Annotated in this window: 23 protein-coding genes, 2 tRNA genes and 1 riboswitch; of the genes, 8 read left to right on the top strand and 17 right to left on the bottom strand. The window is 73.4% G+C overall.

Annotated elements, in window-relative coordinates; translation table 11 throughout:
• Positions 1–70: 70 nt before the first annotated feature.
• The 12 genes from CCE01nite_RS11890 to CCE01nite_RS11835 form a co-directional block, all read right to left on the bottom strand.
• Positions 71–661, bottom strand: a complete 591-nt coding sequence (locus CCE01nite_RS11890) for a CoA-binding protein (RefSeq protein ID WP_034624836.1) — start codon at positions 659–661, stop codon at positions 71–73.
• Positions 658–1,968, bottom strand: coding sequence for an O-acetylhomoserine aminocarboxypropyltransferase/cysteine synthase family protein (locus CCE01nite_RS11885; protein ID WP_034624834.1), 1,311 nt, complete (start codon positions 1,966–1,968; stop codon positions 658–660). Before CCE01nite_RS11885 ends, CCE01nite_RS11890 begins: the two co-directional genes overlap by 4 nt.
• A complete protein-coding gene (acs, locus tag CCE01nite_RS11880; protein ID WP_084142440.1) occupies positions 1,965–4,130 on the bottom strand; it encodes an acetate--CoA ligase in 2,166 nt (721 codons plus the stop codon). The genes CCE01nite_RS11885 and acs overlap by 4 nt, the downstream gene beginning before the upstream one ends.
• Positions 4,127–5,071 carry an ABC transporter permease gene (locus CCE01nite_RS11875; RefSeq protein ID WP_084142438.1) on the bottom strand — a complete coding sequence of 315 codons (945 nt, stop codon included), beginning with the start codon at positions 5,069–5,071 and terminating at the stop codon, positions 4,127–4,129. Before CCE01nite_RS11875 ends, acs begins: the two co-directional genes overlap by 4 nt.
• A 105-nt stretch (positions 5,072–5,176) precedes the next feature.
• Positions 5,177–6,226, bottom strand: coding sequence for an aliphatic sulfonate ABC transporter substrate-binding protein (locus CCE01nite_RS11870; protein WP_034624832.1), 1,050 nt, complete (start codon positions 6,224–6,226; stop codon positions 5,177–5,179).
• Positions 6,227–6,283: 57 nt separating this feature from the next.
• Positions 6,284–7,138: an ABC transporter ATP-binding protein gene (locus CCE01nite_RS11865; protein ID WP_034624898.1), complete on the bottom strand. Its 855-nt coding sequence runs from the start codon at positions 7,136–7,138 to the stop codon at positions 6,284–6,286.
• A 441-nt stretch (positions 7,139–7,579) separates the two neighbouring features.
• Positions 7,580–8,608 carry an LLM class F420-dependent oxidoreductase gene (locus CCE01nite_RS11860; protein ID WP_034624830.1) on the bottom strand — a complete coding sequence of 343 codons (1,029 nt, stop codon included), beginning with the start codon at positions 8,606–8,608 and terminating at the stop codon, positions 7,580–7,582.
• 153 nt (positions 8,609–8,761) lie between these two features.
• Entirely contained in the window at positions 8,762–9,346 is a 585-nt protein-coding gene (epsC, locus tag CCE01nite_RS11855) for a serine O-acetyltransferase EpsC (RefSeq protein ID WP_034624828.1), read from the bottom strand.
• 2 nt (positions 9,347–9,348) lie between these two features.
• Positions 9,349–10,284 (bottom strand): cysteine synthase A, encoded by a 936-nt coding sequence (gene cysK, locus CCE01nite_RS11850; protein ID WP_034624824.1) that lies wholly within the window; start codon positions 10,282–10,284, stop codon positions 9,349–9,351.
• 540 nt (positions 10,285–10,824) lie between these two features.
• A complete protein-coding gene (locus tag CCE01nite_RS11845; protein ID WP_034624820.1) occupies positions 10,825–11,790 on the bottom strand; it encodes a hypothetical protein in 966 nt (321 codons plus the stop codon).
• 14 nt (positions 11,791–11,804) lie between these two features.
• A riboswitch (cyclic di-GMP riboswitch) is annotated at positions 11,805–11,879 on the bottom strand.
• Between the two features lie 311 nt (positions 11,880–12,190).
• Positions 12,191–12,820: an SGNH/GDSL hydrolase family protein gene (locus CCE01nite_RS11840; protein WP_034624816.1), complete on the bottom strand. Its 630-nt coding sequence runs from the start codon at positions 12,818–12,820 to the stop codon at positions 12,191–12,193.
• 40 nt (positions 12,821–12,860) lie between these two features.
• On the bottom strand, positions 12,861–13,475 hold the full coding sequence (locus CCE01nite_RS11835; protein WP_034624812.1) for a LysE/ArgO family amino acid transporter: 615 nt from the start codon (positions 13,473–13,475) through the stop codon (positions 12,861–12,863).
• A gap of 98 nt (positions 13,476–13,573) precedes the next feature.
• On the opposite strand from CCE01nite_RS11835, the gene CCE01nite_RS11830 reads away from it, so the two are divergent.
• On the top strand, positions 13,574–14,458 hold the full coding sequence (locus CCE01nite_RS11830; protein ID WP_034624808.1) for a LysR family transcriptional regulator ArgP: 885 nt from the start codon (positions 13,574–13,576) through the stop codon (positions 14,456–14,458).
• Positions 14,459–14,600: 142 nt separating this feature from the next.
• Here the strand turns inward: CCE01nite_RS11830 and CCE01nite_RS11825 are convergent.
• Positions 14,601–14,671 (bottom strand) — tRNA-Gly (locus CCE01nite_RS11825).
• Between the two features lie 214 nt (positions 14,672–14,885).
• On the opposite strand from CCE01nite_RS11825, the gene CCE01nite_RS11820 reads away from it, so the two are divergent.
• The 7 genes from CCE01nite_RS11820 (at position 14,886) to CCE01nite_RS11790 (ending at position 21,540) form a co-directional block, all read left to right on the top strand.
• Positions 14,886–14,959 (top strand) — tRNA-Pro (locus CCE01nite_RS11820).
• 212 nt (positions 14,960–15,171) lie between these two features.
• Positions 15,172–16,563, top strand: a complete 1,392-nt coding sequence (gene tig, locus CCE01nite_RS11815; RefSeq protein WP_034624804.1) for a trigger factor — start codon at positions 15,172–15,174, stop codon at positions 16,561–16,563.
• Positions 16,564–16,771: 208 nt separating this feature from the next.
• A complete protein-coding gene (locus CCE01nite_RS11810; protein WP_034624895.1) occupies positions 16,772–17,395 on the top strand; it encodes an ATP-dependent Clp protease proteolytic subunit in 624 nt (207 codons plus the stop codon).
• Positions 17,396–17,434: 39 nt separating this feature from the next.
• Positions 17,435–18,151, top strand: a complete 717-nt coding sequence (locus tag CCE01nite_RS11805; protein WP_034624799.1) for an ATP-dependent Clp protease proteolytic subunit — start codon at positions 17,435–17,437, stop codon at positions 18,149–18,151.
• 199 nt (positions 18,152–18,350) lie between these two features.
• On the top strand, positions 18,351–19,640 hold the full coding sequence (gene clpX / locus CCE01nite_RS11800) for an ATP-dependent Clp protease ATP-binding subunit ClpX (protein WP_034624797.1): 1,290 nt from the start codon (positions 18,351–18,353) through the stop codon (positions 19,638–19,640).
• An 86-nt stretch (positions 19,641–19,726) separates the two neighbouring features.
• Complete coding sequence (locus tag CCE01nite_RS11795; RefSeq protein ID WP_034624891.1) at positions 19,727–20,038, top strand: chorismate mutase; 312 nt, start codon at positions 19,727–19,729, stop codon at positions 20,036–20,038.
• 299 nt (positions 20,039–20,337) lie between these two features.
• Positions 20,338–21,540, top strand: coding sequence for a baeRF2 domain-containing protein (locus CCE01nite_RS11790; RefSeq protein WP_034624795.1), 1,203 nt, complete (start codon positions 20,338–20,340; stop codon positions 21,538–21,540).
• An 81-nt stretch (positions 21,541–21,621) separates the two neighbouring features.
• On the opposite strand, the gene CCE01nite_RS11785 is transcribed toward CCE01nite_RS11790, so the two are convergent.
• The 4 genes from CCE01nite_RS11785 to CCE01nite_RS11770 form a co-directional block, all read right to left on the bottom strand.
• On the bottom strand, positions 21,622–23,442 hold the full coding sequence (locus CCE01nite_RS11785; RefSeq protein ID WP_034624794.1) for an AMP-dependent synthetase/ligase: 1,821 nt from the start codon (positions 23,440–23,442) through the stop codon (positions 21,622–21,624).
• Between the two features lie 46 nt (positions 23,443–23,488).
• Positions 23,489–24,328, bottom strand: a complete 840-nt coding sequence (locus CCE01nite_RS11780; RefSeq protein WP_084142437.1) for an amino acid ABC transporter ATP-binding protein — start codon at positions 24,326–24,328, stop codon at positions 23,489–23,491.
• Positions 24,325–25,086, bottom strand: coding sequence for an amino acid ABC transporter permease (locus tag CCE01nite_RS11775; protein ID WP_371861039.1), 762 nt, complete (start codon positions 25,084–25,086; stop codon positions 24,325–24,327). The genes CCE01nite_RS11780 and CCE01nite_RS11775 overlap by 4 nt, the downstream gene beginning before the upstream one ends.
• 91 nt (positions 25,087–25,177) lie before the next feature.
• Positions 25,178–25,987: a transporter substrate-binding domain-containing protein gene (locus tag CCE01nite_RS11770; RefSeq protein ID WP_034624793.1), complete on the bottom strand. Its 810-nt coding sequence runs from the start codon at positions 25,985–25,987 to the stop codon at positions 25,178–25,180.
• Positions 25,988–26,084: the final 97 nt, after the last annotated feature.

Genomic DNA, 26,084 nt, shown 5'->3' with positions numbered 1-26,084 from the left:
GCGCGTCGGAGCCGTGGAGCGCGCCGCGCGGCGGCCGGCCTGCGGGGGCGGTCCGAGGCCGGCCCCTCCGTCAGGACGTGGCGCGCCGCGAGCTGATGACGCCCGTGTCGAAGCCCGCGAGGTGCAGGCCGCCGTGGAAGCGCGCGTGCTCGATCTTCAGGCACCGGTCCATGACGACCTGGATCCCGGCCGCCTCGCCCCGGCGCGCGACGTCCTCGTGCCACGAGCCCAGCTGGAGCCACAGCGCCTTCGCGCCGACCGCGAGCGTCTCGTCGAGCACGCTCGGGAGGTCGTCGTGGCGGCGGAACACGTCGACGAGGTCGGGCACGACCGGCAGGGACGCGAGCGAGGGGTAGACCGGGCGGCCGAGGATCTCGCTCGCGCGCGGGTTGACGAAGTACACCTCGTACGGCGAGCTCGACAGCAGGTAGGTCGACACGAAGTAGCTCGCGCGCGCCGGGTTGGTCGAGGCGCCGACGATCGCGACCGTGCGGGTGCGCCGCAGCAGGGCGAGCCGCTCCTGGGCGCCCGGGCCGGTCCAGGTGCGGACCGGGGCGCTGGTCGCGGGGTCGCGCTCGGCCGAGGTCGACGGCACGGGCGAGGGAGCCGCCGGCACGGCGCACGCGTCGCCGCCACCGACCGGAGGGATCACGGTGCTCATCGGGTCGCTCCGCTCGCCTCGGTGAGGGCCTGGTCGAGGTCCCACAGGATGTCCTCGACGTCCTCGATGCCGACGCTGAGCCGCACGAGGTCCGCGGGGATGCCCGCGGCGACGAGCTGCTCGGCGCTCAGCTGCTGGTGCGTCGTCGACGCGGGGTGGATGACGAGCGTGCGGGCGTCACCGATGTTCGCCAGGTGGCTCGCGAGCTGCAGCGCCTCGATGAACCGGCGGCCGACCTCGCGGCCGTCCCGCTCGGGCGTCGCGGCGAGCCCGAACGCGAAGACCGAGCCCGGCCCCTGCGGCAGGTAGTGCGCGGCGCGCTCGTGGTGCGGGTGGCTCGGCAGCCCGGCCCAGTTCACGTACGACACGCGCGGGTCCTCCTCGAGCCACCGGGCGACCGCGTGGGCGTTCGCGAGGTGCGCGTCGAGGCGCTGGGGGAGCGTCTCGACGCCCTGGAGGAGCTGGAACGCCGACTGCGCGGACAGCGCCGGGCCGATGTCGCGGAGCTGCTCGCTGCGCAGCTTCGTGAGGAAGCCGTACTCCCCGAAGTTCTCCCACCAGCTCACGCCGCCGTACGACGGCACGGGCTCGGTCATCTGCGGGAACCGGCCGTTGCCCCAGTCGAACCGGCCCGACTCGACGACGACGCCGCCGAGCGTCGTGCCGTGCCCGCCGAGGAACTTGGTCGCGGAGTGGATGACGATGTCGGCGCCGTGCTCGATCGGCCGCAGCAGGTACGGCGTCGCGAGCGTCGAGTCCACGACGAGCGGGACCCCGGCGGCGTGCGCGACCTCGGCGAGCCCCGCGAGGTCGGCGATCTCGCCCGACGGGTTCGCGATGGACTCGACGTAGACGACCTTGGTCTCGGGGCGGATCGCCGCGGCGAAGTCGGCCGGGTCGGTGCCGGGCACGAACGTGGTCTCGACGCCGAACCGGCGCAGCGTCACGTCGAGCTGCGTCACGGTGCCGCCGTAGAGCTGGGCCGCCGCGACGACGTGGTCGCCTGCGCCGACGAGGGCCGCGAACACGATGAACTCGGCGGCCATGCCGGACGCGGTCGCGACGGCGCCGATCCCGCCCTCGAGGGAGGCGACGCGCTCCTCGAACGCGGCGACCGTGGGGTTGCCGATGCGCGAGTAGATGTTGCCGTACTTCTGCAGCGCGAACAGGGTCGCTGCGTCGGTCGTGTCCTGGAAGACGAACGACGTGGACTGGTAGATCGGCACGGCGCGCGCGCCGGTCGCGGCGTCGGGGATGGCCCCGGCGTGCAGCGCACGCGTGCGGAACCCGAAGCGGTGGTCGGTCATGCGGTGCGGGCCTCCTCGGCCTCGGTCGTGCGGGGGTCGGTCGCGCCGGTGGGCGCGGTGACGGGGGCGGTCGTCGTCCCGGGCGGGGTGGTCGCCGCAGGGGCGTCGGGCGTGCCCGCCTGCACGGTACCCAGGATCCGGGCGATGTCCGCCACCGCCCACGGGTTCTGCAGCGAGGTCGTGTCCCCGAGCGTCTCGCCGTCGCGCAGCTGCGCGAGCAGGCGGCGCAGGATCTTGCCCGAGCGGGTCTTGGGCACCTCGGGGACGACGACGACGTCCCGCGGCTTCGCGATCGGGCCGATGGCCGTCGCGACGTGCGCCCGGAGCTCCTCGCGGAGCGCCGCCCCGGCCGCCTGCCACGCCGCGACGTCCTCGACCGGGCCGGGCGGCGTCGTCGGTACCACGAACGCCGCGATGCCCTGCCCGGTGAGCGCGTCGTGCACGCCCGTGACCCCGGCCTCGCCCACGGCCGGGTGCGCGACGAGCGCCGACTCGATCTCGATCGTCGAGAGCAGGTGCCCCGAGACGTTGATCGCCTCGTCGACCCGCCCGAGCAGCCAGATGTCGCCGTCCTCGTCGTACCGCGCGCCGTCGCCCGCGAAGAACCAGCCCTGCGCGGCGTACCGCGACCAGTACGCGTCGCGGTAGCGCTCGGGGTCGTTCCAGATGGTCCGGGCCATCCCCGGCCACGTCCGGTCGAGCACGAGGAACCCCTGCTCGCCCGGCGCGGTGCGCTCGCCCGCCTCGTCGACGACGCGCGCCGAGACGCCGAGCGACGGCCGCGTCGCGGAGCCGGGCTTGAGCGTCGAAAGCCCGGGCACGGGCGCGATGATCGCCGCGCCCGTCTCGGACTGCCACCACGTGTCGACGACCGGCGCCTCGCCGCGGCCGAGGTTGCGGTGGAACCATGCCCACGCCTCGGGGTTGATCGCCTCGCCGACGCTCCCGAGCAGCCGGACCGAGGACAGGTCGTGCCCGGCGGGCAGGTCGTCGCCGAACCAGGTCATGAACGTCCGGATCAGCGTCGGGGCCGTGTAGTAGACCGTCACGCCGTAGCGCTCGATGATCTCGAGGTGGCGCTCCCGGTGCGGGGCGTTCGGGACGCCCTCGTAGATGACCTGGGTCAGGCCGTTCGAGAGCGGGCCGTAGATCTCGTACGTGTGCGCCGTGACCCACGCGAGGTCGGCGGTGCACCAGTGCACGTCGTCGTCGCGCGCGTCGAAGTGCAGCCAGTGCGACCACGACGCCTGCGTCAGGTACCCGCCGGCGGTGTGCACGAGGCCCTTGGGCCGCCCGGTCGTGCCGGACGTGTAGATGATGAACAGCGGCGTCTCGGCGTCGAACGACTCGGCCGCGTGCACGTCGCTCGCCGCGCCGACGACGTCGTGCCACCAGACGTCGCGGCCCTCGGTCCACGGCACGTCGGGCGTCGCGTCGCCGGTGCGGCGCACCACGAGCACGTGCTCGAGCGTGCCGAGCCCCTCGGCGGCCTGGTCCGCGGTCGCCTTGGTCGGTGTCGCGACGCCCCGGCGGAACTGCCCGTCGGACGTCACGAGCAGCTTCGCGCCGGTGTCCTGGAGCCGGAACCGCACGGCCTCGGCGGAGAAGCCGCCGAAGACGAGCGAGTGGATCGCGCCGATCCGGGCGATCGCGAGCGTCACGACGACGGTCTCGACGAGCACGGGGAGGTAGACGACGACCCGGTCGCCCTTCCCGACGCCGAGCGCCGTGAGCGCGTTCGCCGCGCGCGCGACCTCGCGCTGCAGCTCCGCGTACGTCACGGCCCGGCGGTCGCCCGGCTCGCCCTCGAAGAACAGCGCGACCTTGTCGCCGCGGCCGGCCGCCACGTGCCGGTCCACGCAGTTCACGGCGACGTTGAGCGTCCCGCCGAGGAACCAGCGGGCCTCGGGCACGCTCAGCGGCGCGTCGGGCTCGTCGCTCGTGGGGACCGCGGGCGACCACGTGTGCGCGGTGTGCCACGGGGTGTCCCACTGCAGCCGGCGCGCGGCGTCCTCCCAGAACGCGACCGGGTCGGCGTCCGCGGCGGCGGCGAGCCGGGCGTGCTCGGCCGGGCCGACCTGCGCGCGGGCGGAGAACGCCGCCGGCGCGGGGTAGGAGCGCTCGCGCGCGTGGGTCGTCACGGTCTCGGTGCCGGTCGTCACGACCACCTCCGCAGCAGGTGCTTCTCGGCGAGGCCGAGCAGCGAGTCGGTGATCTTCCCGAGCACGGCGAGCAGGACGATCGCGAGCAGGAGCCGGTCGATCCGGCCGTTGTTGCCCGAGTCCATGAGCAGGAACCCGAGCCCCATCGACGAGGCGATGAGCTCCGCGGCGACGAGGAACAGCCACGACTGCGCGAGCGCGAGGCGCAGGCCCGAGACCATCGACGGCAGCACCGCGGGGAGCTGCACGCGGCTGAACAGCGAGACCGCGCGCAGGCCGTACGCGCGCCCGACCTCGACGAGGTGCGGGTCGACGTGCCGCAGCGCGGCCGCGACGGTCGTGTAGACCGGGAAGAAGGCGCCGATCGCGATGAGCGTGATCTTGGACTCCTCGCCGATCTTCATCCACAGGATGAGCAGCGGGATCCACGCGAGCGACGGGACCGCGCGCACCGCGCCGATCGTCGGCGCGAGCAGGGCGCCCGCGACACGCGAGAGCCCGACGAGCGCGCCGACCAGGAGCCCGAGGCTCCCGCCGATGGCGAAGCCGAGGAGCACGCGCTGCGTCGAGATCGCGGTGTACTGCGCGAGCTGCCCGCGCTCGGCGAGGTCGACCGCCGCCGTCCACACCGACGCGGGCGCGGGGAGCTGGTAGGCCGGCACGAGCCCGGCCGTCGTCACGGCGTGCCAGACGCCGAGCAGCGCGAGCGGGAGCACGGCGCCCAGGGCGGCACGGACCCACGCGCGCGCGAGCGCGGGACGGCGGTGCCCGCGCGCCGGCGAGCCGCCGTCGAGGGCGACGCCCGCGCCCGTGCGCCCGCGTCCGGGGACAGGGTCGGGCTCGTCAGCGGCGGGGGAGGACGAGAACGGGTTCAGGCCAGCGCGCACGCGACCCTGGTCGTCGGTCACCGGTCCCGTCCCGAGGCTGCCGGGGATCGTCATGAGTGCTCCTGGTGGTGCGGGTGCGGGGGTCGTGCGCGGTGCGGCCCGGAGGTCGCGAGGCGGAGCCGTCCCCGCGCCGGGCGGCGCGGGGACGGCTCCTCGCGGTCAGTCCGCGATCGTGCTCGGGTCGGCCTTCTCGGCGAACGCCGGCTCGAGGAGCGACTCGAGCGCGTCGTCGATGAGGTCCTGGCTCGCGACGTCACCGGACTCGACGAAGATCGGGCCGACGACCTCGAGCACCTCGCGCTGCGCGTCGCCCGGGACCGGGTCGACCGCGAGGTTGGTGCGCTCGGTGATGACCGTCGTGGCGACGGCCGGGTCGATCGCGGCGACCTCGGCGAGGATCGCGGCGACCTCCTCGGGGTTCTCCTCGGCCCACGCGCGCGCCTTCTCGTACGCGTCGACGACGACCTGCGCGAGGTCGGGGTTCTCGGTGAGGAACTGCTCGGTCGCGTTGAGGAACCCGTAGGTGTTGAAGTCGATGTTGCGGTAGATCAGCTTCGAGCCCGCGGTCGCCTCGCTCGCGGCCATGAGCGGGTCGAGCCCGGACCACGCCTGGACGCTGCCGTTCTCGAGGGCTGCCTTGCCGTCGGCGTGCTGGAGGTTCTGCACCTCGACGTCGGCGAGCGGGACGCCGGCCTCCTCGAGCGCCTGCAGCAGGAAGAAGTACGGGTCGGTGCCCTTGGTCGCGGCGACCGACTTCCCGGCGAGCTGCTTCACGTCGGTGATGTCCGAGCCCGCGGGGACGACGATCGCGGCCCACTCGGGCTGGGAGTAGATGTCGATGACCTTGATCGGCGAGCCGTTGGCGCGGGCGAGCAGCGCAGCGGACCCGGCGGTCGAGCCGACGTCGACCGCACCGGCGCGCAGGGCCTCGTTGGCCTTGTTCGAGCCGGCCGACTGGACCCAGGTGACGGTCACGTCGTCGCCGAGGGTCTCCTCGATCCAGCCCTGCTCCTTGATGACGAGGCTCAGCGGGTTGTACGTCGCGAAGTCGAGGGTCAGCTGGGTGTCGCTCCAGCCGGCGTCGGCGGCCGGGGTGCCCGCGTCCTCGGGCTCGGCGGCGGCGCCCTCGCCCGAGACGCAGCCGCTCAGCACGCTCGTGGCCAGCACGGTGACGAGGGCGGCGGCGGGCAGTGCGGTACGGATCTTCATGGTCTCTCTCTCGGGTGGTGCGCCGGGGGGACGGCGCGGTGGGGGGTGAGCGGGGGCTCAGATGGAGTGGTGCAGGTCCGGGTCGCCGGGGGTGCGGTGGTGGGTCGGCACGCCGAGGCCCTCGAGCAGGTCGGCACGCAGCTCGGCGAGCACGTGGTCGGCGCGGTCGCGCGGCCGCATCCCCGGCACGGGGATGACCGAGCGCACCGAGCCCGTCCCGGGCGCCGCTGCTGCGAGCGTCGTGAGCAGGACGACCCGGTCGGCGAGGTAGAGGGCCTCCTCGACGTCGTGCGTCACGAGCAGCACGGTCGTCGGCTCGGCCGCGTGGATCTCGAGCAGGAGGTCCTGCATCTTGAGCCGGGTCAGGGCGTCGAGCGCGCCGAACGGCTCGTCGAGCAGGAGCACCCCGGGGTTGCGGGCGAGCGCCCGGGCGAGGGACGCGCGCTGCGCCATGCCGCCCGAAACCTGCCGGGGGCGCAGGCCCGCGGACGAGGAGAGCCCGACGAGGTCGAGCAGCTCGGCGACGCGACGGGCGCCCGCCGGCCGCTCGGTGCCGCGCGGCAGGCCGAGCGCGACGTTCTGGCTGAGCGTGCGCCACGGCAGCAGCCGGGGCTCCTGGAACGCGACCGCGGTGCGGGTGTCGACGCCCGCGACGGGGCTGCCGTCGAGCAGGATCTCGCCGGCGTCCGGCACGTCGAGCCCCGCGACCTGACGCAGGAGCGTCGACTTGCCGCAGCCCGAGGGACCGATGATCGCGACGATCTCGCCCGGGGTGAGCTCGAGGTCGACGTCGTGCAGCACGACGCGCGGCCCTGCGGCGGTCGGGAACGTGCGGCCGACGCCGCGCAGCGCGACGGGGTGGGCTCCCGCGGTGCCGGGCGTGCGGCTCGCGAGGGGGGAGGTGAGGGCCATGGCCGTCCTGGAGGTCGGGCGCGGGCTCCGGTGCGTGGCTGAGGGCCGGCCGGTGCCTGCATGCGGGGGAGCTGCGGGCGGTGCACCGGCGGGGCGCGTCCGGTCGGGGACCGGGAGGGTCTGGGCGGGCGGACCCGTCAGGCGCGGCTGCGGTGCGGCTGCGGACAACAGCACGCGCGACAGCTCGTCGCGGCGACGCGCGACGGGACGGGCATGGTGCGGTGCGCCACGGGCCTGCCTCTCGTCGCCGTCGGATGGTGTCCACATTCTGGGACACCCTGCCCACACAGTGGGAACGGGCCGACAGTAGCGCCCTTCAGGCCCCTCGGCCAACCCGGTCCGGGCATGCCGCTGCCGACATCACCCGCTCGGGTGGCGTCGGCAGACGGGCTCGGTGGGCGGCTCCGCGCGTGCGACCTGCGGCGCTGTGCCGCGCGGGGGTCAGGCGAGCAGAGCGGCGATCTGCGGCAGGGTGCGCGGGTCCGCCTGCACGAGCAGCGTCGTGATCGCGGTGCTCCGCCACGACGGCAGCCGGTCGCGGATCTCCTCGGCCGGCCCGACGAGCGCGACGTCCTGCACGAGCTCGAGCGGCACGGCCGCCGTCGCGCGGGCCTTGTCGCCCGCGAGGAAGTGCGCCTGGATCTCGTCGCACGCGTCGGCGTACCCGAGCCGGTCGAGCACGTCGCGGTGGAAGTTCGCGCCCTTGGCGCCCATGCCGCCCGCGTACAGCGCGATGAACGGCCGGACCCGGTCGGCGGCCCGCTCGACGTCGTCGTCCAGCACGACCGGCACCGTCGCGGTCACCTCGAACTCCTCGACGGCACGCCGGCCCGCGCCGCGCCGCCCGAAGCCGTCCGCGAGCAGCTCGCGGTAGGTCCCGTCCATGCGCGGCGAGTAGAACAGCGGCAGCCACCCGTCCGCGATCTCCGCCGCGAGCGCGACGTTCTTGGGACCCTCGGCGGCGAGGTGGACCGGAAGGTCCGCGCGCAGCGGGTGCACGGTCGACCGCAGCGCCTTGCCGAGCCCCGCGCCGCCCTGGAGCGGCAGCTGGTAGAAGGCGCCGTCGTACGTGACGGGCGCCTCGCGGGCGAGGACCTGCCGGACGACGTCGACGTACTCGCGCGTGCGGGCTAGCGGGCGCGGGTACGGCTGGCCGTACCAGCCCTCGACGACCTGCGGCCCGGACGCCCCGAGCCCGAGCGTGAACCGCCCGCCCGACAGGTGGTCGAGCGTGAGCGCGGCCATCGCCGCGGCGGTCGGGGTGCGCGCCGAGATCTGCGCGATCGCGGTGCCCAGCCGGATACGCGAGGTCCGGGCTCCCCACCAGGCGAGCGGTGTGAGCGCGTCCGACCCGTACGCCTCGGCGGTCCAGACCGAGTCGAAGCCGAGCTCCTCGGCCGCGAGCACGGCCTCCTGCGCGCCCTGCGGCGGACCCGCCGACCAGTAGCCGGTGTGGTAACCCAGTCGCATCGCGTCCCTCGTCCCTGCCTCGTGCGGGCGCCTCGTCGCGCCCGGGGAGGAGTCTGTCAGGTCGGGAGGGTGCAGGTCAGGCGCGCGCAGGTCAGGCGCGCGCAGGGCGGGACGGATGCGTCGCGGCGGCGCAGCGGGGCGCCGGGGGTGCGGTCAGATGTAGATCGCGGGGTCGTCGACGATCTCCTCGGTCGTCCAGGCGGCGGGCCGGCGTCGCACCTCGGCGGGGACGCCGACCGCGACGGACCCGGCGGGCACGTCCTTGACGACGACGGCGTTCGCGCCGATCTGCGCGCCGTCCCCGATCCACACCGGACCGAGGATCTTCGCGCCCGCGCCGACCACGACCTCGTTGCCGAGCGTCGGGTGGCGCTTGCCGACGCGCATCGTGCGGCCGCCGAGCGTCGCGCCGTGGAACAGCACGACGTCGTCGCCCACGACCGCGGTCTCGCCGATGACGACCCCCATGCCGTGGTCGATGAACAGCCGGCGTCCGAGCCGTGCGCCGGGATGGATCTCGATGCCCGTGGCTGCCCGCGTCGCCTGCGAGAGCAGACGCGCGGGCAGCCTCAGGCCGGGCTCGCGCCACATGCGGTGGAACAGCCGGTACGCCCACACCGCGTGCACCCCGGGGTAGCCGAGGGCGACCTCGACGACGGAGCGGGCCGCGGGGTCGCGCCGGCGCGCGACGTCGAGGTCCTCCCGCAGGACGCCGAGGAAACGGGTGAGCGACGGCACGGTCAGTCCAGCAGGTCGGCGTAGAGGATCGACGTCAGGTAGCGCTCGCCGAACGACGGGATGATCGTGACGATCAGCTTGCCGGCGTTCTCGGGGCGCTTGGCGACCTGGACGGCGGCGTACAGCGCCGCGCCGGAGGAGATGCCGACGAGGAGCCCCTCCTCCTTCGCCGCGCGGCGCGCCCACTCGACGGCCGTCTCGGCGTTGACGTCGATCACCTCGTCGTAGACCGAGGTGTCGAGGATCTCGGGGACGAAGTTCGCGCCGATGCCCTGGATCTTGTGCGGCCCCGGCTGGCCGCCGTTGAGGATCGGCGACTCCTCCGGCTCGACCGCGATGACCTGGATGTCGGGGTTGCGCTCCTTGAGCACCTGGCCGACGCCCGTGATCGTGCCGCCGGTGCCGATGCCCGCGACGAAGATGTCGACCTTGCCGTCGGTGTCCGCCCAGATCTCCTCGGCGGTCGTGGCGCGGTGGATCGCCGGGTTGGCGGCGTTCGCGAACTGGCGCGCGAGCACCGCGCCCGGGCGCTCCGCGGCGATCTCGTTCGCGCGGTTGACCGCGCCCTTCATGCCCTCGGAGCCCGGCGTCAGGATGAGCTCGGCGCCGTACGCGCGCAGCAGCGCCCGGCGCTCCTTCGACATGGTCTCCGGCATCGTCAGGACGACCTTGTACCCGCGGGCCGCGCCGACGAACGCGAGCGCGATGCCGGTGTTGCCGGACGTGGCCTCGACGATCGTGCCGCCCGCGGGCAGCTCGCCGGACGCCTCGGCGGCGTCGATGATCGCCACGCCGATGCGGTCCTTGACCGAGCTGGCCGGGTTGTAGAACTCGAGCTTGCCGACCACGGTCGCGCCGGCGCCCTCGGTCAGCTTGTTGATCCGGACCAGCGGGGTGTTGCCGATGAGCTGGGTCGCGTCGTCGTAGATGCGGGCCATGTCGTCCTCGTCTGTGCGGGGCCACGGGGTGCGTGGCGGGTGGGGGAGGTGGAGCGGGGGACCGGGAGGTCTCCGGGGGTCGCGCGCCGGGTGGTGGGCTCGTCGCCTCGGGTGCCGACGGGGCGCGGGGCGCGCCGCCGGGGAGGCCGTCGAGCGCCGGGGACCACGGCTGCGGCGCGTGGGGCGAGCGCTGGCGCGGGGGGATGTGCCCGTGCGGGCCTCCCGCTGCGAGGGCAGCGGGAGCGGCCAGCGCTCTAGTGACAGCGACAGCAGGTGGGGGCGACCCGGTCGGGGCCGGCGCACGAGGCGTCGCACGGGACCAGGGCGGTGACGGACGCGCGGCGGAGCTGCACGGTCACCTCTCCTCCCGGTCGGTCATGGACGGGCTGACGGTATCGACAACGTCGGCGCGGCGCAAAGCATGCCCGAGGCGCGGGACATGTGCCGTCCGGACGCACGAGAGCGGTGCGCGAGGACCTCCGCGCACCGCTCTCGTCCGCCCCGTCCCGCGGGGCACTGCTGCGAAACCCGTCGACCGGATCAGCCGCGCGAGATCTTCACCGCCGAGCCGTCCGTGAAGTAGTTGTCGACGTTCGCGATCGTGTTCGTGATCGGGGCGATGATCCCGCAGCGCGTGTAGCCCGTGTCCAGGCGGAACACGTTGTTCTGGACGACGATGCCCGTGCTCGCCGGGCGGCTGCCGTATGCGATGTTGACGGTGCACTTGCCGCCACCGATGCGGTTGTCCTTGATCGTCAGGCCGGTGATCTGCGCGCGGTCCTGGGTCGTCTGGATCGCCGTGGCCTGCGCGCCCTGGATGTTGTTGCGCAGGATCCGGATGTTCGTCCCGCCCTGGATCTGGACGCTGTCGGCGTGGCTCTCGGCGCCGCCGTGGTTCGGGTCCGCCGCGTAGTACAGGTTGCTGTGCAGGAACGAGTCCTCGACGAGCACGTTCGAGCCGGTGACGTGCACCGAGTCGATGACCTTCGCGATCTCCGTGCGCCGGACCGTGAAGTTGTGGCCGATGATCCCCGCGATGTGCGGCGAGGCGTCGGACGCGATGAGCTCGCTGTCCTCGACGGTGAAGGGGTAGAGGCCCGCGCCGTTCGTGATGAGGGCGAAGCTGCTGGTGATCGGGCGGCCGCGGACGATCGAGCGCTTGATCGTGACGTTGGGCGCCGACACCTTGAGGAACCCGCGCACGTCGACCGCGTCGATGACCGCGCCGGGCGTGGTCACCACGAGGTCGCCCGTGATGACGGTGAGGACCGTGCCGGCCGGCACGCCGGTCGTGCTGGCGCTGGCGTTGCTCAGCGTCGGGACCGTGAGCGCGGCGGGTGCGGCGCCGACGCCGGCGGCGGGAGCGGTCGCGGCGAGCGTCGCGGCGACGCTGAGGCCGGCGACGAGGGCGAAGGCCCGGCCCCGGCGGCGGGGGGCGCGCTGGACGGCGCGCTCCACGAGGCTGTCGGTGGGCGCGCTGAAGGTCGAGCGGACTGCATTGAGCACTGGATTCTCCGTCGTTCGGCAGCCTGGCGAACCTCGTGGGTCCCATGGCTTTGCGTCACTACCTCGCGGCAGCTTTGCCTTTTCGTGGACAGGAGGACCGTATGCGGTCGTGACCCTTCTCGACAAGAGTCACAGCGTCCAGCAAGCGGGTGAAAGAACGCCGATTGGTCAGCGGGACACCTCGGCCGGTGATATCAGCACGTGCGGACCGGGGCGATCCCGCAGGTCACGGGCGCAGGAAAGCCCGACAGGCCGCCGATTCCTGCGTGTTGTTCGCCTCGTGGGCGTCCTGCTCCTGCGATGCCCGGGATATCCGTTCACGCCCGGTCCGGGTGTTCTCGTCCGTTCACGAACGGGTGCACCCGGAGGGGTGGTTCGCGCGTCCCCCGCCCTTCGCGCGTCAGCCCAGCCCGACCGCGTCGAGCCAGGCGGTCGCGAGCAGGCCGTGCCCGGCCGGAGTCGGGTGCACGCCGTCGTACGCCCACGCGGCCGGCGTCGTGCGGACGGATGCCGCGGCGAAGAGCCCGTCGGCCGCCACGAGCGTCGCGCGGTACTCGGCGGCGAGCCGTCGGACGACGCCGATGCGCGGGTCGAGGTCCTCGCGCCAGCCGTGCTGGGCCTCCTCGACGGGGACGACGAACGGCTCGACGAGCACGAGGCGCGCGCCGAGCCGCTCGCGCGCGGAGTCGAGCATCGCGCGGTAGTCCTCCTCGTACGCGTCGACGGACGTGGAGCGGCCCGAGTCGTAGCGCCGCCACGTGTCGTTGATCCCGACGAGGACCGAGATCACCGTGGGCTCGAGCGCGAGCGCGTCGACCTCCCAGCGGTCCCGGAGCCGGCGCGCGGTGTCCCCGCCGATCCCGCGGTTGAGGAACGTCAGGCCCAGGTCGGGCCGGCGCGCCCCGGCGAGCGAGGCGACGACCATCGCGTACCCGTGACCGAGGCTCGTCGGGTCCTGACGGTCGCGCCCCCAGTCCGTGATCGAGTCGCCGGTCAGGAGGATGCGGTCGCCCGCCTCGAGAAGCGTCATGCTCGAACTGCAGCACACGGGCCCGGCCGGGGCCAACCCGTCAGGTGCCGACGACGAGCGAGACCGCGAGCGCCGCCATGACGAGCGCGACGAGCGCGTCGAGGACCTGCCACGCGCGCGGTCGGGCGAACAGCGGGGCGAGCCGGCCGGCGCCGAAGCCGAGCGTCGTGAACCAGCCGAAGCTCGCGGTCACCGCGCCGGCGGCGAACGCCCACGGGCGGTCCTGCTGGTGCGCGACCGAGCCGAGCAGCACGACCGTGTCGAGGTACACGTGCGGGTTGAGGAACGTCAGGGCGGCGCACGTGAGCAGCACCCGGGTGCGCCCGCCCGGCGCGTCGTCGGCGGCGGGCTGCAGTGCCGCGGGTCGCAGCGCCCGGCGCGCGGCGCTGAACGCGAACCACCCCAGGAACGCCGCGCCGCCGTACCGGACGACGGCCATGACGGTCTCGTGGGCGGTGAGCACCGGACCGAGGCCCGCGACCCCCGCGGTCACGAGGGCGGCGTCGGCGAGCGCGCACATGAGCACGACGCCAAGCACGTGCTCGCGCCGCAGCCCCTGGCGCAGGACGAAGGCGTTCTGGGCGCCGATGGCCACGATGAGGCCGAGCCCGGTGACGAGGCCGACGAGGGCGTCGGCCGGCGCCGAGGCGTTCACCGGGCGACCCGGGGGAGGGGGAGGGGCATGCCTCGACCGTAGGCAGCGGGTGCCGTTCAGGCCACCGAATGATTTTCACGGATGCGTAGGATTGCTTCATGGACCTCGACCCCGCTCAGCTCAAGGCGCTCGCGGCGGTCGTTGACGAGGGCAGCTTCGAGGGGGCCGCGCGGCTGCTGAGCGTCACCCCGTCCGCGGTCAGCCAGCGCATCAAGGCGCTCGAGCGGTCCGCGGGCCACGTCGTCGTCCGCCGCGCCCGGCCGTGCGAGCCGACCGTCCCCGGCCGCGCGCTGCTCCGTCTCGCACGCGAGTGGAGCGTCCTCGAGGCGGAGGCTGCCGGCGTGCTCGGGGGCGACGACCCGGACGCGCACGTCCGGCTCGCGATCGCCGTCAACGCGGACTCGCTGTCGACGTGGTTCCCGCCGGTGCTCGCGGGGCTCGCCCCGCACGTCCTGCTCGACGTGCGGCGCGAGGACCAGGACCACTCGGCGGCGCTGCTGCGCGAGGGCTCCGTCATGGCGGCCGTCACGACCGACAGCGCGCCCGTGCAGGGCTGCCGCGTGCACCACCTCGGCGACATGCGCTACCTCGCCGTCGCAGCCCCGCACTTCGTCGCACGGTGGCTCCCCGAGGGCCCGACGCACGAGGCTCTCGGGCAGGCGCCGCTGCTCGCGTTCACGGGCAAGGACGCGCTGCAGGACCGGTTCGCCGAGCAGGTCACGGGCCGGCGCGTCGACCCGCCGCGTCACCTCGTCCCGTCGAACCATGCGTTCGTCGAGCTCGTCATGCGCGGGCTCGGCTGGGGGATGGTCCCCGAGCAGGCCGCGCGCGCGGGCGCCGCCCGGGGCGACCTCGTCGAGCTCGCGCCGGGGCAGCACCTCGACGTCCCGCTCTACTGGCAGCACTGGAAGGTCGGCTCGCACTGGCTCGGCGTGCTGACCGGGCGCGTGGTCGAGCACGCGGCGGCGGAGCTGCGCTCGTAGGCGCCGAGGACCGGGGGCGGTGCGGGCCGGGAGCCGGCCGGCGGGGGGCGGCGCGACTGCCTGGCGAGGGCCGACGGCGTCGCGGGTCCGTCCGAGGAACGGCCCTCGGGGAGGTGCGGGGAGGTGCGGGGGAGGTGCGGGGAGCGGGTGACGAGAATCGAACTCGCGTAGCCAGTTTGGAAGACTGGGGCTCTACCATTGAGCTACACCCGCGCGGACCGGCTCACGCCGGACCAGCGGCCCTAGGTTAGCGGCTCCGCGCCGGGCCGTGCGACGCGCTCCGCCCGGGGTGGGCGCACGCGGCAGTCGCGGCCGCACCTCACCCGCGGCACCCGTCCGGTGTCCCTCCTCCCCGGTGTGCCGCGTGGCGCGCGGACGGCGGTCGACGGGTCCCGGGCGTGCGCCGCGCCACTAGACTCGGCCCGCACGGGATGTGGCGCAGGTTGGTAGCGCGTCCGCTTTGGGAGCGGAAGGTCGTGGGTTCGAATCCCGCCATCCCGACCTCTGCGGCCCTGCCGCCCGCCGACCCCGACCCGTCCACGGCCGAGCCCCGCACCTGACCTGGCGGCTTGGGCCGTCGGAACCCGTGACGTAGGATCGAGGGTCGCCAGCGTGCGGTCACCTGCCGGGCTGCCTGGCGCGGGGGCCGCGCGTCGGCCCCGGAGATCGCCGGAGTCGCCGGCGCCCGCCCCGACCAGTTGGAGATCATCGAAGTGAAGAGCGCCGTCGAGACCCTGGACGCCACCAAGGTCAAGCTGACCGTCGAGGTGCCGTACGACGAGCTCAAGCCGAGCATCGACCACGCCTACCAGCACATCGCTGAGCAGGTCACGGTCCCCGGCTTCCGCAAGGGCAAGGTGCCTCCGCGGATCATCGACCAGCGCGTCGGTCGCGTGGCCGTGATCGAGCACGCCGTCAACGAGGGCCTCTCGGGCTTCTACGCCGAGGCCGTCCGCGAGAACAAGCTGCGCCCGCTCGGCCAGCCCGAGGTCGAGGTCACCAAGGTGCCCGCGCTGACCGCCGCCCCCGCGGGCGAGGAGGGCGAGCTGCACTTCACCGCCGAGGTCGAGGTCCGCCCCGAGATCACGGTCCCCACCCTCGACTCGCTGACGATCTCGGTCGACGACGTCACCGTCACCGACGAGGACGTCGCGACCCGCCTCGACGCGCTGCGCGAGCGGTTCGGCACGCTCGTCGGCGTCGACCGCCCGGCGGCCGAGGGCGACTTCGTCGTGCTCGACCTCGAGGCGACGATCGACGGCGAGACGGTCGACTCCGTCAGCGGCATCAGCTACCAGATCGGCTCGGGCAACATGCTCGAGGGGCTCGACGAGGCGCTCGAGGGGCTGTCCGGCGGCGAGACGACGACGTTCGAGACGACCCTCGCGGGCGGCGACCACGCCGGCGAGAAGGCTCAGGTCACCGTCACGGCCACGACGGTCAAGACGCGTGAGCTGCCCGCCGCGGACGACGACTTCGCCCAGCTCGCGAGCGAGTTCGACACGCTCGCCGAGCTCGAGGCCGACCTGCGCGAGCAGGCCGCGAAGAACAAGGCGTCGGGCCAGGCCGTGCAGGCGCGCGACCTGCTCCTCGAGCAGCTCCTCGCCGCCACGGAGATCCCGGTCCCGGCCGGCGTCGTCGAGGCCGAGGTCCACCGCCACCTCGAGAACGAGGGCCGCCTCGAGGACGCCGAGCACCGCGCCGAGGTCGGCGAGCAGGCCGAGACGGCCCTGCGCAACCAGATCCTGCTCGACACGCTGGCCGAGCAGCTCGAGGTCAAGGTCAGCCAGAACGAGCTGCTCGACTACCTCGTGAGCGCCTCGCGCCAGTACGGGATGGACCCGAACACGTTCATCCAGACCGTCGACCAGCAGGGTCAGATCCCCGCGATGGTCGGCGAGGTCGCGCGCTCCAAGGCGCTCGCCATCGCGCTGCGCCGCATCACGGTGACCGACGCGAGCGGCGCGCCCGTGGACCTCTCCGAGTTCATCGGGTCCGACGAGGAGGACGCGCTCGAGGACGCCGCCGTGCAGGCGAGCGTCGGCGCCGACGACTCGGACATCGTGTTCGACGACGAGGCGCCCGCCGAGGACGCCAAGGCCTGACGCGCACCCGCCCGGTCGACGCAGGGCCCCGCACCCACCCGGTGCGGGGCCCTGCGTGCGTCCGGGTGCCGGTCGCCGGGCCGGGTGCGCCGTCAGCGAAAACGCGTGTCCGCGGGACGTTCGCCGTCGCACGTGCGCGTTAGGGTCCTTGCACATGCAGGTCCGCCCCCGGTTCCGGGAGCGGACGCAGTCTGACGAGGGAGCCTTCGTGAACGACCAGATGCCGGCGATCGCCCGGGCCGATTCCCCCGGGTTCGGCCTCAACGACCACATCTACAACCGGCTCCTGCGGGAGCGCATCATCTGGCTGGGCTCCGAGGTGCGCGACGAGAACGCGAACGCCATCTGCGCCCAGATGATGCTCCTGGCCGCGGAGGACCCGGACAAGGACATCTTCCTGTACATCAACTCGCCCGGCGGCTCGATCACGGCCGGCATGGCGATCTACGACACGATGAAGTACATCCAGCCGGACGTGGCCACGGTCGCGATCGGCATGGCGGCGTCGATGGGGCAGTTCCTGCTCTCCTCGGGCACCAAGGGCAAGCGCTACGCGACCCCGCACACCCGCGTGATGATGCACCAGCCCTCGGGCGGCATCGGCGGCACGGCGACGGACGTGCGGATCAACGCCCAGCTGATCATGCACATGAAGAAGGTCCTCGCGGACCTGATCGCGGAGCAGACCGGCAAGACGCCCGAGCAGATCAACGCCGACTCGGACCGCGACCGCTGGTTCACCGCGGCCGAGGCGCTCGAGTACGGCTTCGTCGACCACGTCGTCACCCACGCCGGATCGGTCTCCGGCGGTGGCGGGACCACGGCGTCCTGACCGCGTCCCGACCGACCACCGAGACCTGAGGAGAACCCAGTGAGCATCGAGTCCCAGTTCATCGCCCGCGCCGGGCGCCTGGCCGGGCCGGGCGCGTCCGGCTGGTCCGGGCAGGGTCCCGCGTCCCCGAGCAGCCGGTACGTGCTGCCGCAGTTCGAGGAGCGCACGGCCTACGGCTTCAAGCGCCAGGACCCCTACACCAAGCTCTTCGAGGACCGCATCATCTTCCTCGGGGTGCAGGTCGACGACGCGTCGGCCGACGACATCATGGCCCAGCTGCTCGTGCTCGAGAGCACGGACCCGGACCGTGACATCACGCTGTACATCAACTCGCCCGGTGGCTCGTTCACCGCGATGACGGCGATCTACGACACGATGCAGTACATCAAGCCGCAGCTCGTCACGGTCTGCCTCGGGCAGGCCGCGTCGGCCGCGGCGGTGCTGCTCGGCGCCGGCAGCCCGGGCAAGCGCCTGGCCCTGCCGAACGCGCGCGTGCTGATCCACCAGCCCGCGATGGAGGGCGGCGGCTACGCGCAGGCGTCCGACATCGAGATCCACGCCAACGAGCTCATCCGCATGCGCGAGTGGCTCGAGGCGACGCTCGCGAAGCACACGGGTCGTGACGTCGAGCAGGTGCGCAACGACATCGAGCGCGACAAGATCCTCACGGCCGCAGAGGCGCACGAGTACGGCCTCGTCGACCAGGTGCTCGCGTCGCGCAAGGGCGTCGTGACGCCGGTCGTCCAGCCCGTCTGACGGGTCTCGCCGGGCCCGCGACGAGCGGGCCCGGCGGACAGTCGGGCGTCCACCGGCCCGGCGGGCTGACATGTCGGCCCAGGTGGTGTGCAATGGTGGGGAGCACGGGGGAACGCCGAGGTCGGCGCCCGGAGAGCTCTGCGCAGGACCGACGCGCCGCCCGACCGGGCGGAGAGCGACACCGAGGAAGGGGACGCACGTGGCTCGCATCGGGGACGGAGCCGATCTCCTCAAGTGCTCGTTCTGCGGCAAGTCCCAGAAGCAGGTCAAGAAGCTCATCGCGGGCCCAGGGGTGTACATCTGCGACGAGTGCATCGACCTCTGCAACGAGATCATCGAGGAGGAGCTCGCCGAGGCGACCGAGGTCGGCATGGTCGAGCTGCCCAAGCCGAAGGAGATCTTCGCCTTCCTCGAGCAGTACATCATCGGGCAGGAGCCCGCGAAGCGGTCGCTCGCCGTCGCGGTGTACAACCACTACAAGCGCATCCAGGCCGGCGAGCTCGGCCGCCTGGGCCCGGGGTCCGGCGGCGAGCAGCCGATCGAGATCGCGAAGTCGAACATCCTGCTGATCGGCCCCACGGGCTGCGGCAAGACGTACCTCGCGCAGACCCTGGCCCGGATGCTCAACGTCCCGTTCGCGATCGCCGACGCGACCGCGCTCACCGAGGCCGGCTACGTCGGCGAGGACGTCGAGAACATCCTCCTCAAGCTCATCCAGGCCGCGGACTACGATGTCAAGAAGGCCGAGACGGGCATCATCTACATCGACGAGGTCGACAAGATCGCTCGCAAGAGCGAGAACCCGTCGATCACGCGCGACGTCTCCGGCGAGGGCGTCCAGCAGGCTCTGCTGAAGATCCTCGAGGGCACGACCGCGTCGGTGCCGCCGCAGGGTGGCCGCAAGCACCCGCACCAGGAGTTCATCCAGATCGACACGACGAACGTGCTGTTCATCGTCGCGGGTGCCTTCGCGGGGCTCGACGAGATCATCACGTCGCGCTCGGGCCGCCGCGGGATCGGCTTCGGTGCACCGCTGCACTCGGCCGACGACACGGACGTGTACGGCGAGGTCATGCCGGAGGACCTGCTGAAGTTCGGGCTCATCCCCGAGTTCATCGGCCGCGTCCCGGTCATCACGACCGTCTCGCCGCTCGACCAGTCGGCCCTCATGCGCATCCTCACGGAGCCGCGCAACGCGCTCATCAAGCAGTACCAGCGCATGTTCGAGATCGACGGCGTGGACCTCGAGTTCTCCGACGACGCCATCGGGGCGATCGCCGACCTGGCCCTCCTGCGGGGCACGGGCGCGCGCGGGCTGCGGGCGATCATGGAGGAGGTCCTCCAGCAGGTGATGTTCGAGGTCCCGAGCCGCGACGACGTCGCCCGGGTCGTCATCACCCGCGAGGTCGTCCTCGAGAACGTGAACCCGACGCTCGTCCCGCGCGACGCGAGCACCCCGAAGCGCACGCCGCGGGAGAAGTCCGCCTGAGCGGACGGTCCCGTCACCGGTCACGCGACGACGCCTAGGATCGGCGCGTGACCGAGGAGAACCGCACCGCGCCGACCGGAACGACCCTGCCCGCCGACGCCGCGCTGCCCGCGGACCTCGTCCGGCTGCGCGGGAGCATCGACAACATCGACGCGGCGCTCGTGTACCTGCTCGCCGAGCGCTTCAAGGCCACCCAGCAGGTCGGGGTGCTCAAGGCGTCGCGCGGCCTGCCGCCGTCGGACCCCGCGCGTGAGGCGCGTCAGGTCGCCCGGCTCCGCACGCTCGCGCACGAGGCCGAGCTCGACCCGGTCTTCGCGGAGAAGTTCCTCGCGTTCATCGTCGACGAGGTGATCCGCCACCACGAGGCGATCGCCTCCGACGCGCGCACCGGCGGCTGAGCGGGGCGGCGGGCGGTCCGCGTCAGGCGGACGGCGGTTCCCGCGACCCGGCGTGCGGTCCACGCGACCCGGCGGGGCCCGACGCCACCAACGGTCGCGGGCCGGCGACCCCCGGCGCCCAGGCTGTCCGGACATGTCCGGACACCGGCGGGGCGACGACGCGCCCGGCCGCCGGGAGCACCTCATCAGGACGTCCGACCGGGTGGCGCGCCCCTGCGGGGTGAACCATGGTGGAGGGGTCAGCACCCGGCCGAGCACGACGCCGGGTCCACTCCACAGCTACCCCGGAGGCGCTGCCCATGAAGCTCGACTGGCTCAAGCCGTTGCTCGGACGAACGGGTCCGTTCACGACCGTCTACCTCGACGCGACCCGCGCCGACGCCGCGGGGGAGACCGAGGTGCTCGACCGGTGGAAGGGTCTGCGCCGCGAGCTCGACCGCCAGGGCGCCCCTGCGGCGCTCCTCGACGAGATCGAGGAGCGCGTCACGACCCAGACCCGGGTCCCCGGGCCGCACGGCCGCGTGCTCATCGCCGACTCCCAGGGCGTCGCGATCGACCGCGTCCTCGCCGACCCGCCCGCGAGCAACGTCGCCGTGCACGGGCCCGTCCCCTCGCTCCTGCCGGCGGCCCGCGCGGCCGACGAGGCCGTGAGCTATCTGCTCGTACAGGTCGACCGGCAGGGCGCGGACCTGTGGTGGAGCGACGAGGCCGGTCGGCTCGACGCCCGCCAGCACGAGGTCGTCGAGGGCGACCACGACGTGATCCGCAAGGTCCGCAGCGGTGACGGCTGGGCACACCGGCGCATGCAGATGCGCGCCGAGGACTCGTGGGAGCGCAACGCCGAGACGGTCGCCGCCGAGATCGACCGTCAGGTCGTGGAGCGGTGCCCGGAGCTCGTCATCCTCACCGGGGACGTGCGCGAGGTGCCGCTGCTGCACGAGGCGCTCGGCCACCGCACGAAGGAGCTCGTGGTCGACGTGCCCGGTGGCTCGCGTGCCGAGGGTGTCAAGCAGGACGCGTTCGACGAGCGGGTCCACGCGACGCTCGAGGCCTTCCGGGCGCGGCGCCGCGAGGAGGTGCTCGACCGGTTCCGTCAGGAGCAGGGCCGTGCCGGTGCGGCGGTCACGCAGCTCGGCGACGTCGTGGCGGTGCTCCAGCGCGGTCAGGTGTCCGAGCTCGTGCTGCTCGAGTCGGTCAGCACGCCCGCGTCGGCGCTCGCCGAGCGCACCGTGTGGGTCGGGCCGGACCCGCTGCAGATCGCGGTCGACCGCGCCGGGCTCGAGGCCATGGGCGTCGACGAGGGGGCGCGTGAGCTGCGCGCCGACATCGCGGTGGTCCGGGCGGCGCTCGGGCAGGACGCCGGCCTGACGTTCGCCGTCGACGGCAGCGTCGACCTGATCGACGGCGTCGGCGCCGTGCTGCGCTGGCACGACCCGTCGACGCCGAGCGAGTCGCTGCTCACGCAGTCGGGCGACCGGACGCGCGTGCACGACGTGGTCTGACCCGAGAGCTGCCCGCACACGACGCGCGCACCGGCCCGGCGGCCGGTGCGCGCGTCCTGCGTGCGGCGGGCGCCGAGTCCCTCAGTGCGCGCCGGCGTCCCGCGTGTCGACGTACAGCCCGTCGATCTCGCGCGCGAAGTCCTGCAGCACGAGCGCGCGCTTGACCTTCATCGACGGCGTCAGGTACCCGTTCGCCTCGGTGAAGTCGAGCGGCAGCACCCGGAGCTTGCGGATCGACTCGGCGCGGGACACGGCCTCGTTGGCCCGCTCGGCAGCCCGGTCGAGCGCCGCGAGCACGTCGGGGTGGGCGGCGGCCGCGGCGACGTCCATGACCGGCAGCCCGTGCGACGTCAGCCAGCCGGGCAGCAGCTCGGCGTCGAGCGTCACGAGCGCGCCGATGAACGGCCGCGCGTCGCCGACGACGACGACCTGGCTCACGAGCGGGTGGCCGCGCAGGCGGTCCTCGAGCACCGCAGGGGCGACGTTCTTGCCGCCCGCGGTCACGATGATCTCCTTCTTGCGGCCCGTGATGCGCAGGCAGCCGTCCTCGTCGAGGGTTCCGAGATCCCCGCTGCGGAACCAGCCGTCCTGCAGCGCCTCGGCGGTGGCCTCGGGGTTGCCGTGGTACCCGCGGAAGACGTGGGGGCCGCGCACGAGGATCTCGCCGTCGTCCTCGACGCGCAGTGACGCACCAGGGTAGGCCGGGCCCACCGTGCCGATCTTCGTGAGCTCGGGGCGGTTCACCGCGGTGGCGGAGGTCGTCTCGGTGAGGCCGTAGCCCTCGAGCACGATGAGGCCGATGCCGCGGTAGAAGTGCCCGAGCCGCTCGCCGAGCGGGGCGCCGCCCGAGACGGCGTACCGCGCCCGCCCGCCGAGCGCCGCCCGGAGCTTGCGGTGGACGAGGGCCTCGGCGACGGCCTCCTGCGCCTTGAGCGCCGCGCCCGGCCCGCCGGGCTGCTCGAGCGCGCGCGAGTACGCGATGGCGACCTTCGCCGACCAGCGGAAGATGCGCAGCTTCGCGCCCGTGCCGGCCTTCTGCTCCGAGGAGTTGTAGACCTTCTCGAAGACGCGCGGCACCGCGAGGATGAACGTCGGCTGGAACGTCCCGAGGTCCGCGAGCAGGTTGCGGGTGTCGGGCGTGTGCCCCAGGACCGCCCCGGACGGGATGCACAGCACCTGGATGAAGCGCGCGAACACGTGCGCGAGCGGCATGAACAGCAGCGTGCGCGAGCCCGGGGAGGCGACGACGTCGGTCAGACCGGCGACGCCGTTGAGCGTGATCGCCGCGAAGTTGCCGTGCGTGAGCTCGACGCCCTTGGGCCGCCCGGTCGTCCCGGACGTGTAGATGATCGTGGCGAGGTCGTCCGCGACCGTCGCGGTGCTCCGGCGCTCGACCTCGGCGGCAGGGACGTCGGTGCCGGTCTCCGTGAGCCGGTCGAGCGCGCCCTCGTCGATCACGAGCACCTCGCCGAGCTCGGGCAGCTCGCCGCGGACCTGCTCGACGACGGCGGCGTGCGCGGCCGTCTCGACGAGCACGAGCCGCACCCGCGCGTCCGAGAGGATCCACCGGACCTGCTCGGCCGACGACGTCTCGTACACGGGGATGCTCACGCCGCCCGCGGCCCAGACCGCGAAGTCCGCGACCGTCCACTCGTAGCGCGTGCGGGACATGATCGCGACGCTGTCACCGGGCTGGATCCCGCGGGCGACGAGCCCGCGGGCGACCCCCGTGACCTCGTCGGCGAACGCCGCGGCGCTCACGGGCCGCCACGTGCCGCCCAGGCCCGTCGAGCGCTCGGCGAGCGTGCCGTCGGGGTCGCGGGCGACGCGCTCGGCGAGCAGTCGCGGGATGCTCCACGCCGGGTCGGGCTCGACGAGGGCGGGGGACTGGGTCTCGGGCATCGGTGCTCCTGCTCAGGGGTCCGGACCCCCCGACCCTAGACCGCTCTCAGCCGGACGTACCGGGACCACCGGCGCCCTGGTCGTCGTGCCGGTGCGTCGGGTCGAGCACGCGCTGGAGGAACTCGCGCGTGCGCTCCTCGCGCGGTGCGCCGATCACCTCGTCCGCGGGGCCGTCCTCGACCACGACACCGCCGTCCATGAAGACGACGCGGTCGCCGACCTCGCGCGCGAACGCCATCTCGTGCGTCACGACGATCATCGTCATCCCGCCCTCGGCGAGGTCCCGCATGACCCCCAGCACGTCGCCCACGAGCTCGGGGTCGAGCGCCGACGTCGGCTCGTCGAACAGCATGAGCTGCGGGTCCATCGACAGCGCCCGGGCGATCGCCACGCGCTGCTGCATCCCGCCGGACAGCTGCGCGGGCATCAGCGACTCGGTGCCCGCGAGCCCGACGCGTGCGAGGTTCTCCCGCGCGACCCGCTCGGCCTCGGCCCGCGAGCGGCGCAGCACGGTGCGCTGGGCCATCGTGCAGTTGTCGAGGACCGTGCGGTGCGTGAACAGGTTGAACTGCTGGAACACCATGCCGACGTGCGTGCGGACGTGGTCGATGTCGACGTCGGGGTCGGTCACCTCGGTGCCGAGCACCTCGATGCTCCCGCCCGTCGGCTCCTCGAGGAGGTTGACGCAGCGCAGGAGCGTCGACTTGCCCGAGCCGGACGGGCCGATCACGCACACGACCTCGCCCGAGCGGACCTCGAGGTCGATGCCGCGGAGCACCTGCTTCTCGCCGAACGACTTGTGCAGGGCGTCGATGCGGACGACGACGTCCTCGCCGCCGGTGCGGGTCGTGACGCCGCCGGCGTGGGCCTCGGGGGACACGGTCATGGGCGCGAGCCCCCTCCGGTGCGGCGCTCGAGCCAGCGTGCGACGAGGCCCAGCGGGATGGTGATGACGAGGTAGCACGCGCCGACGACGAACAGCGCGGTGAGCCCGCCGGTGGCGCTGTTGAGCATGTCGCGCCCCACCTTCGTGAGGTCGAACTGCGTCGGCAGCAGGCCGACGACCGAGATGAGCGAGGTGTCCTTGGTCAGCAGGATCAGCTCGTTCGTCATCGGGGGCAGCACGATGCGGAACGCCTGCGGGATCACGACCTGCACGAGCGTGCGGGTCGGGGACATCCCGAGCGAGCGTGCCGCCTCGACCTGACCCTTCGGCACGGCCTGGATCCCCGCGCGCAGCGTCTCGGCGATGTACGCCGCGGACACCATGCCGAGCGCGAGACCGGCCTTGGCGATCACCGACTCGATGCGCACGCCCAGCGCGATGGGCACGGCGTAGCCGAACGCGATGACCACGAGCAGGGCCGGGATGCCGCGGAAGAACTCGATGTAGAGCGTCGCGATCCAGCGGTAGGGCCCGACGGACGACAGCCGCATGAGCGCGAGCACGGTGCCGAGGCTCAGGCCGATCGCGAACGCCGCGAGCGTGTAGACGACCGTGTTCTTCAGCGCGACCGGCAGCGAGGCCGCCATGTCGGCCGCGACCGCCGGGTTGAACAGCTGCGTGCCGACGCGCGTCCAGTCGGTCGCGACGGCGACGACCACGACCGCGGCGACCAGCGCCGCGTACTGCACCCCGCGGATGATCCGCTGGCGACGGCGGGGGCTCGTGCGCCGCCGCGACGCCGGTAGGCGCGGTGGGACGGCGGCGTCCGGACGGGAGATCGCCGTCACGTCAGTCGGCCGTCGGGATGTCACCGATGCGCTCGGTGTAGATCGCGTCGTAGGTCCCGTCGCCCTGGATGCGCTCGAGCGTGCCGTTCACGGCGTCGAGCAGCGCGGTGTTGCCCTTCTTGACCCCGAAGCCGTACTGCTCGCCGGTCGTGAACGTCGCGCCGAACGTGTAGCCGTCCTCGACGAACGGGCCGAGCACCGCGACGTCGTTGATGATCGCGTTCACCTGGCCGTTCTCGAGCGCCTGGACCTGGAGCCCGAGGTCCTCGAACTCGATGGTCGTGAGCCCGTTCTCGGTGGCCCAGGCGGCGCCGGTCGTCTCCTGCTGGACGCCGATCGTCGAGCCCTCGAGGGAGGCGAGCGCCTCCGCCTCGTCCATGGGTTCGACCCCGGCGGCCGCGGGGAGCAGCAGGCCCTGGTCGGCGTCGAAGTAGGGCTCCGAGAAGTCGATGCGCGCCGCGCGCTCCTCGGTGATCGTGATCGCGGAGGCGACGAGGTCGCAGTTGCCGGTCTCGAGGTCGGCGCCGGACTGGATGCCCTCGAACTGCGCGACCTTGATCTCCGGCTCGACGCCGAGGTCCGTCGCGATCTCGGCCACGATGTCGATGTCGAGCCCGACGATCTCGCCGGAGTCGTCCGTGAACTCGAACGGCTCGTACGGCGGGTTGGTGCAGACCGTGAGCTTGCCCTCGGCGACGAGCGGGACCCCGCTGTCGGACGTGGCGGCGGGCGTGCCGTCGCCGCCGCTGCACGCGGAGAGCAGCAGCGTCACGGCGAGCCCCAGGGGGACGAGGCGGGTGGTGCGGGTCATGACGGCTGTCCTCTCACGATGGGCGTTCGTGCATGAGTATGCGCAATACAAAGTAATCATGCAAAATGGCGCAGGATAGGACCGTGGTCCCATCCTG

It is taken from the genome of Cellulomonas cellasea, assembly GCF_006538745.1.
Classification (GTDB): Bacteria; Actinomycetota; Actinomycetes; order Actinomycetales; family Cellulomonadaceae; genus Cellulomonas_A; species Cellulomonas_A cellasea.
Note: the sequence above shows the minus strand (reverse complement) of the source record. Positions and strands in the feature narration are given on the sequence as shown.

Excerpts from the sequence above, each read along its gene's own strand:
- CCE01nite_RS11890 (WP_034624836.1), bottom strand. The coding sequence starts at position 661 with ATGAGCACCGTGATCCCTCCGGTCGGTGGCGGCGACGCGTGCGCCGTG.
- CCE01nite_RS11885 (WP_034624834.1), bottom strand. The coding sequence starts at position 1,968 with ATGACCGACCACCGCTTCGGGTTCCGCACGCGTGCGCTGCACGCCGGG.
- CCE01nite_RS11875 (WP_084142438.1), bottom strand. The coding sequence starts at position 5,071 with ATGACGATCCCCGGCAGCCTCGGGACGGGACCGGTGACCGACGACCAG.
- CCE01nite_RS11870 (WP_034624832.1), bottom strand. The coding sequence starts at position 6,226 with ATGAAGATCCGTACCGCACTGCCCGCCGCCGCCCTCGTCACCGTGCTG.
- CCE01nite_RS11865 (WP_034624898.1), bottom strand. The coding sequence starts at position 7,138 with ATGGCCCTCACCTCCCCCCTCGCGAGCCGCACGCCCGGCACCGCGGGA.
- CCE01nite_RS11860 (WP_034624830.1), bottom strand. The coding sequence starts at position 8,608 with ATGCGACTGGGTTACCACACCGGCTACTGGTCGGCGGGTCCGCCGCAG.
- cysK (WP_034624824.1), bottom strand. The coding sequence starts at position 10,284 with ATGGCCCGCATCTACGACGACGCGACCCAGCTCATCGGCAACACCCCG.
- CCE01nite_RS11840 (WP_034624816.1), bottom strand. The coding sequence starts at position 12,820 with ATGACGCTTCTCGAGGCGGGCGACCGCATCCTCCTGACCGGCGACTCG.
- CCE01nite_RS11830 (WP_034624808.1), top strand. The coding sequence starts at position 13,574 with ATGGACCTCGACCCCGCTCAGCTCAAGGCGCTCGCGGCGGTCGTTGAC.
- CCE01nite_RS11790 (WP_034624795.1), top strand. The coding sequence starts at position 20,338 with ATGAAGCTCGACTGGCTCAAGCCGTTGCTCGGACGAACGGGTCCGTTC.
- CCE01nite_RS11785 (WP_034624794.1), bottom strand. The coding sequence starts at position 23,442 with ATGCCCGAGACCCAGTCCCCCGCCCTCGTCGAGCCCGACCCGGCGTGG.
- CCE01nite_RS11780 (WP_084142437.1), bottom strand. The coding sequence starts at position 24,328 with ATGACCGTGTCCCCCGAGGCCCACGCCGGCGGCGTCACGACCCGCACC.
- CCE01nite_RS11770 (WP_034624793.1), bottom strand. The coding sequence starts at position 25,987 with ATGACCCGCACCACCCGCCTCGTCCCCCTGGGGCTCGCCGTGACGCTG.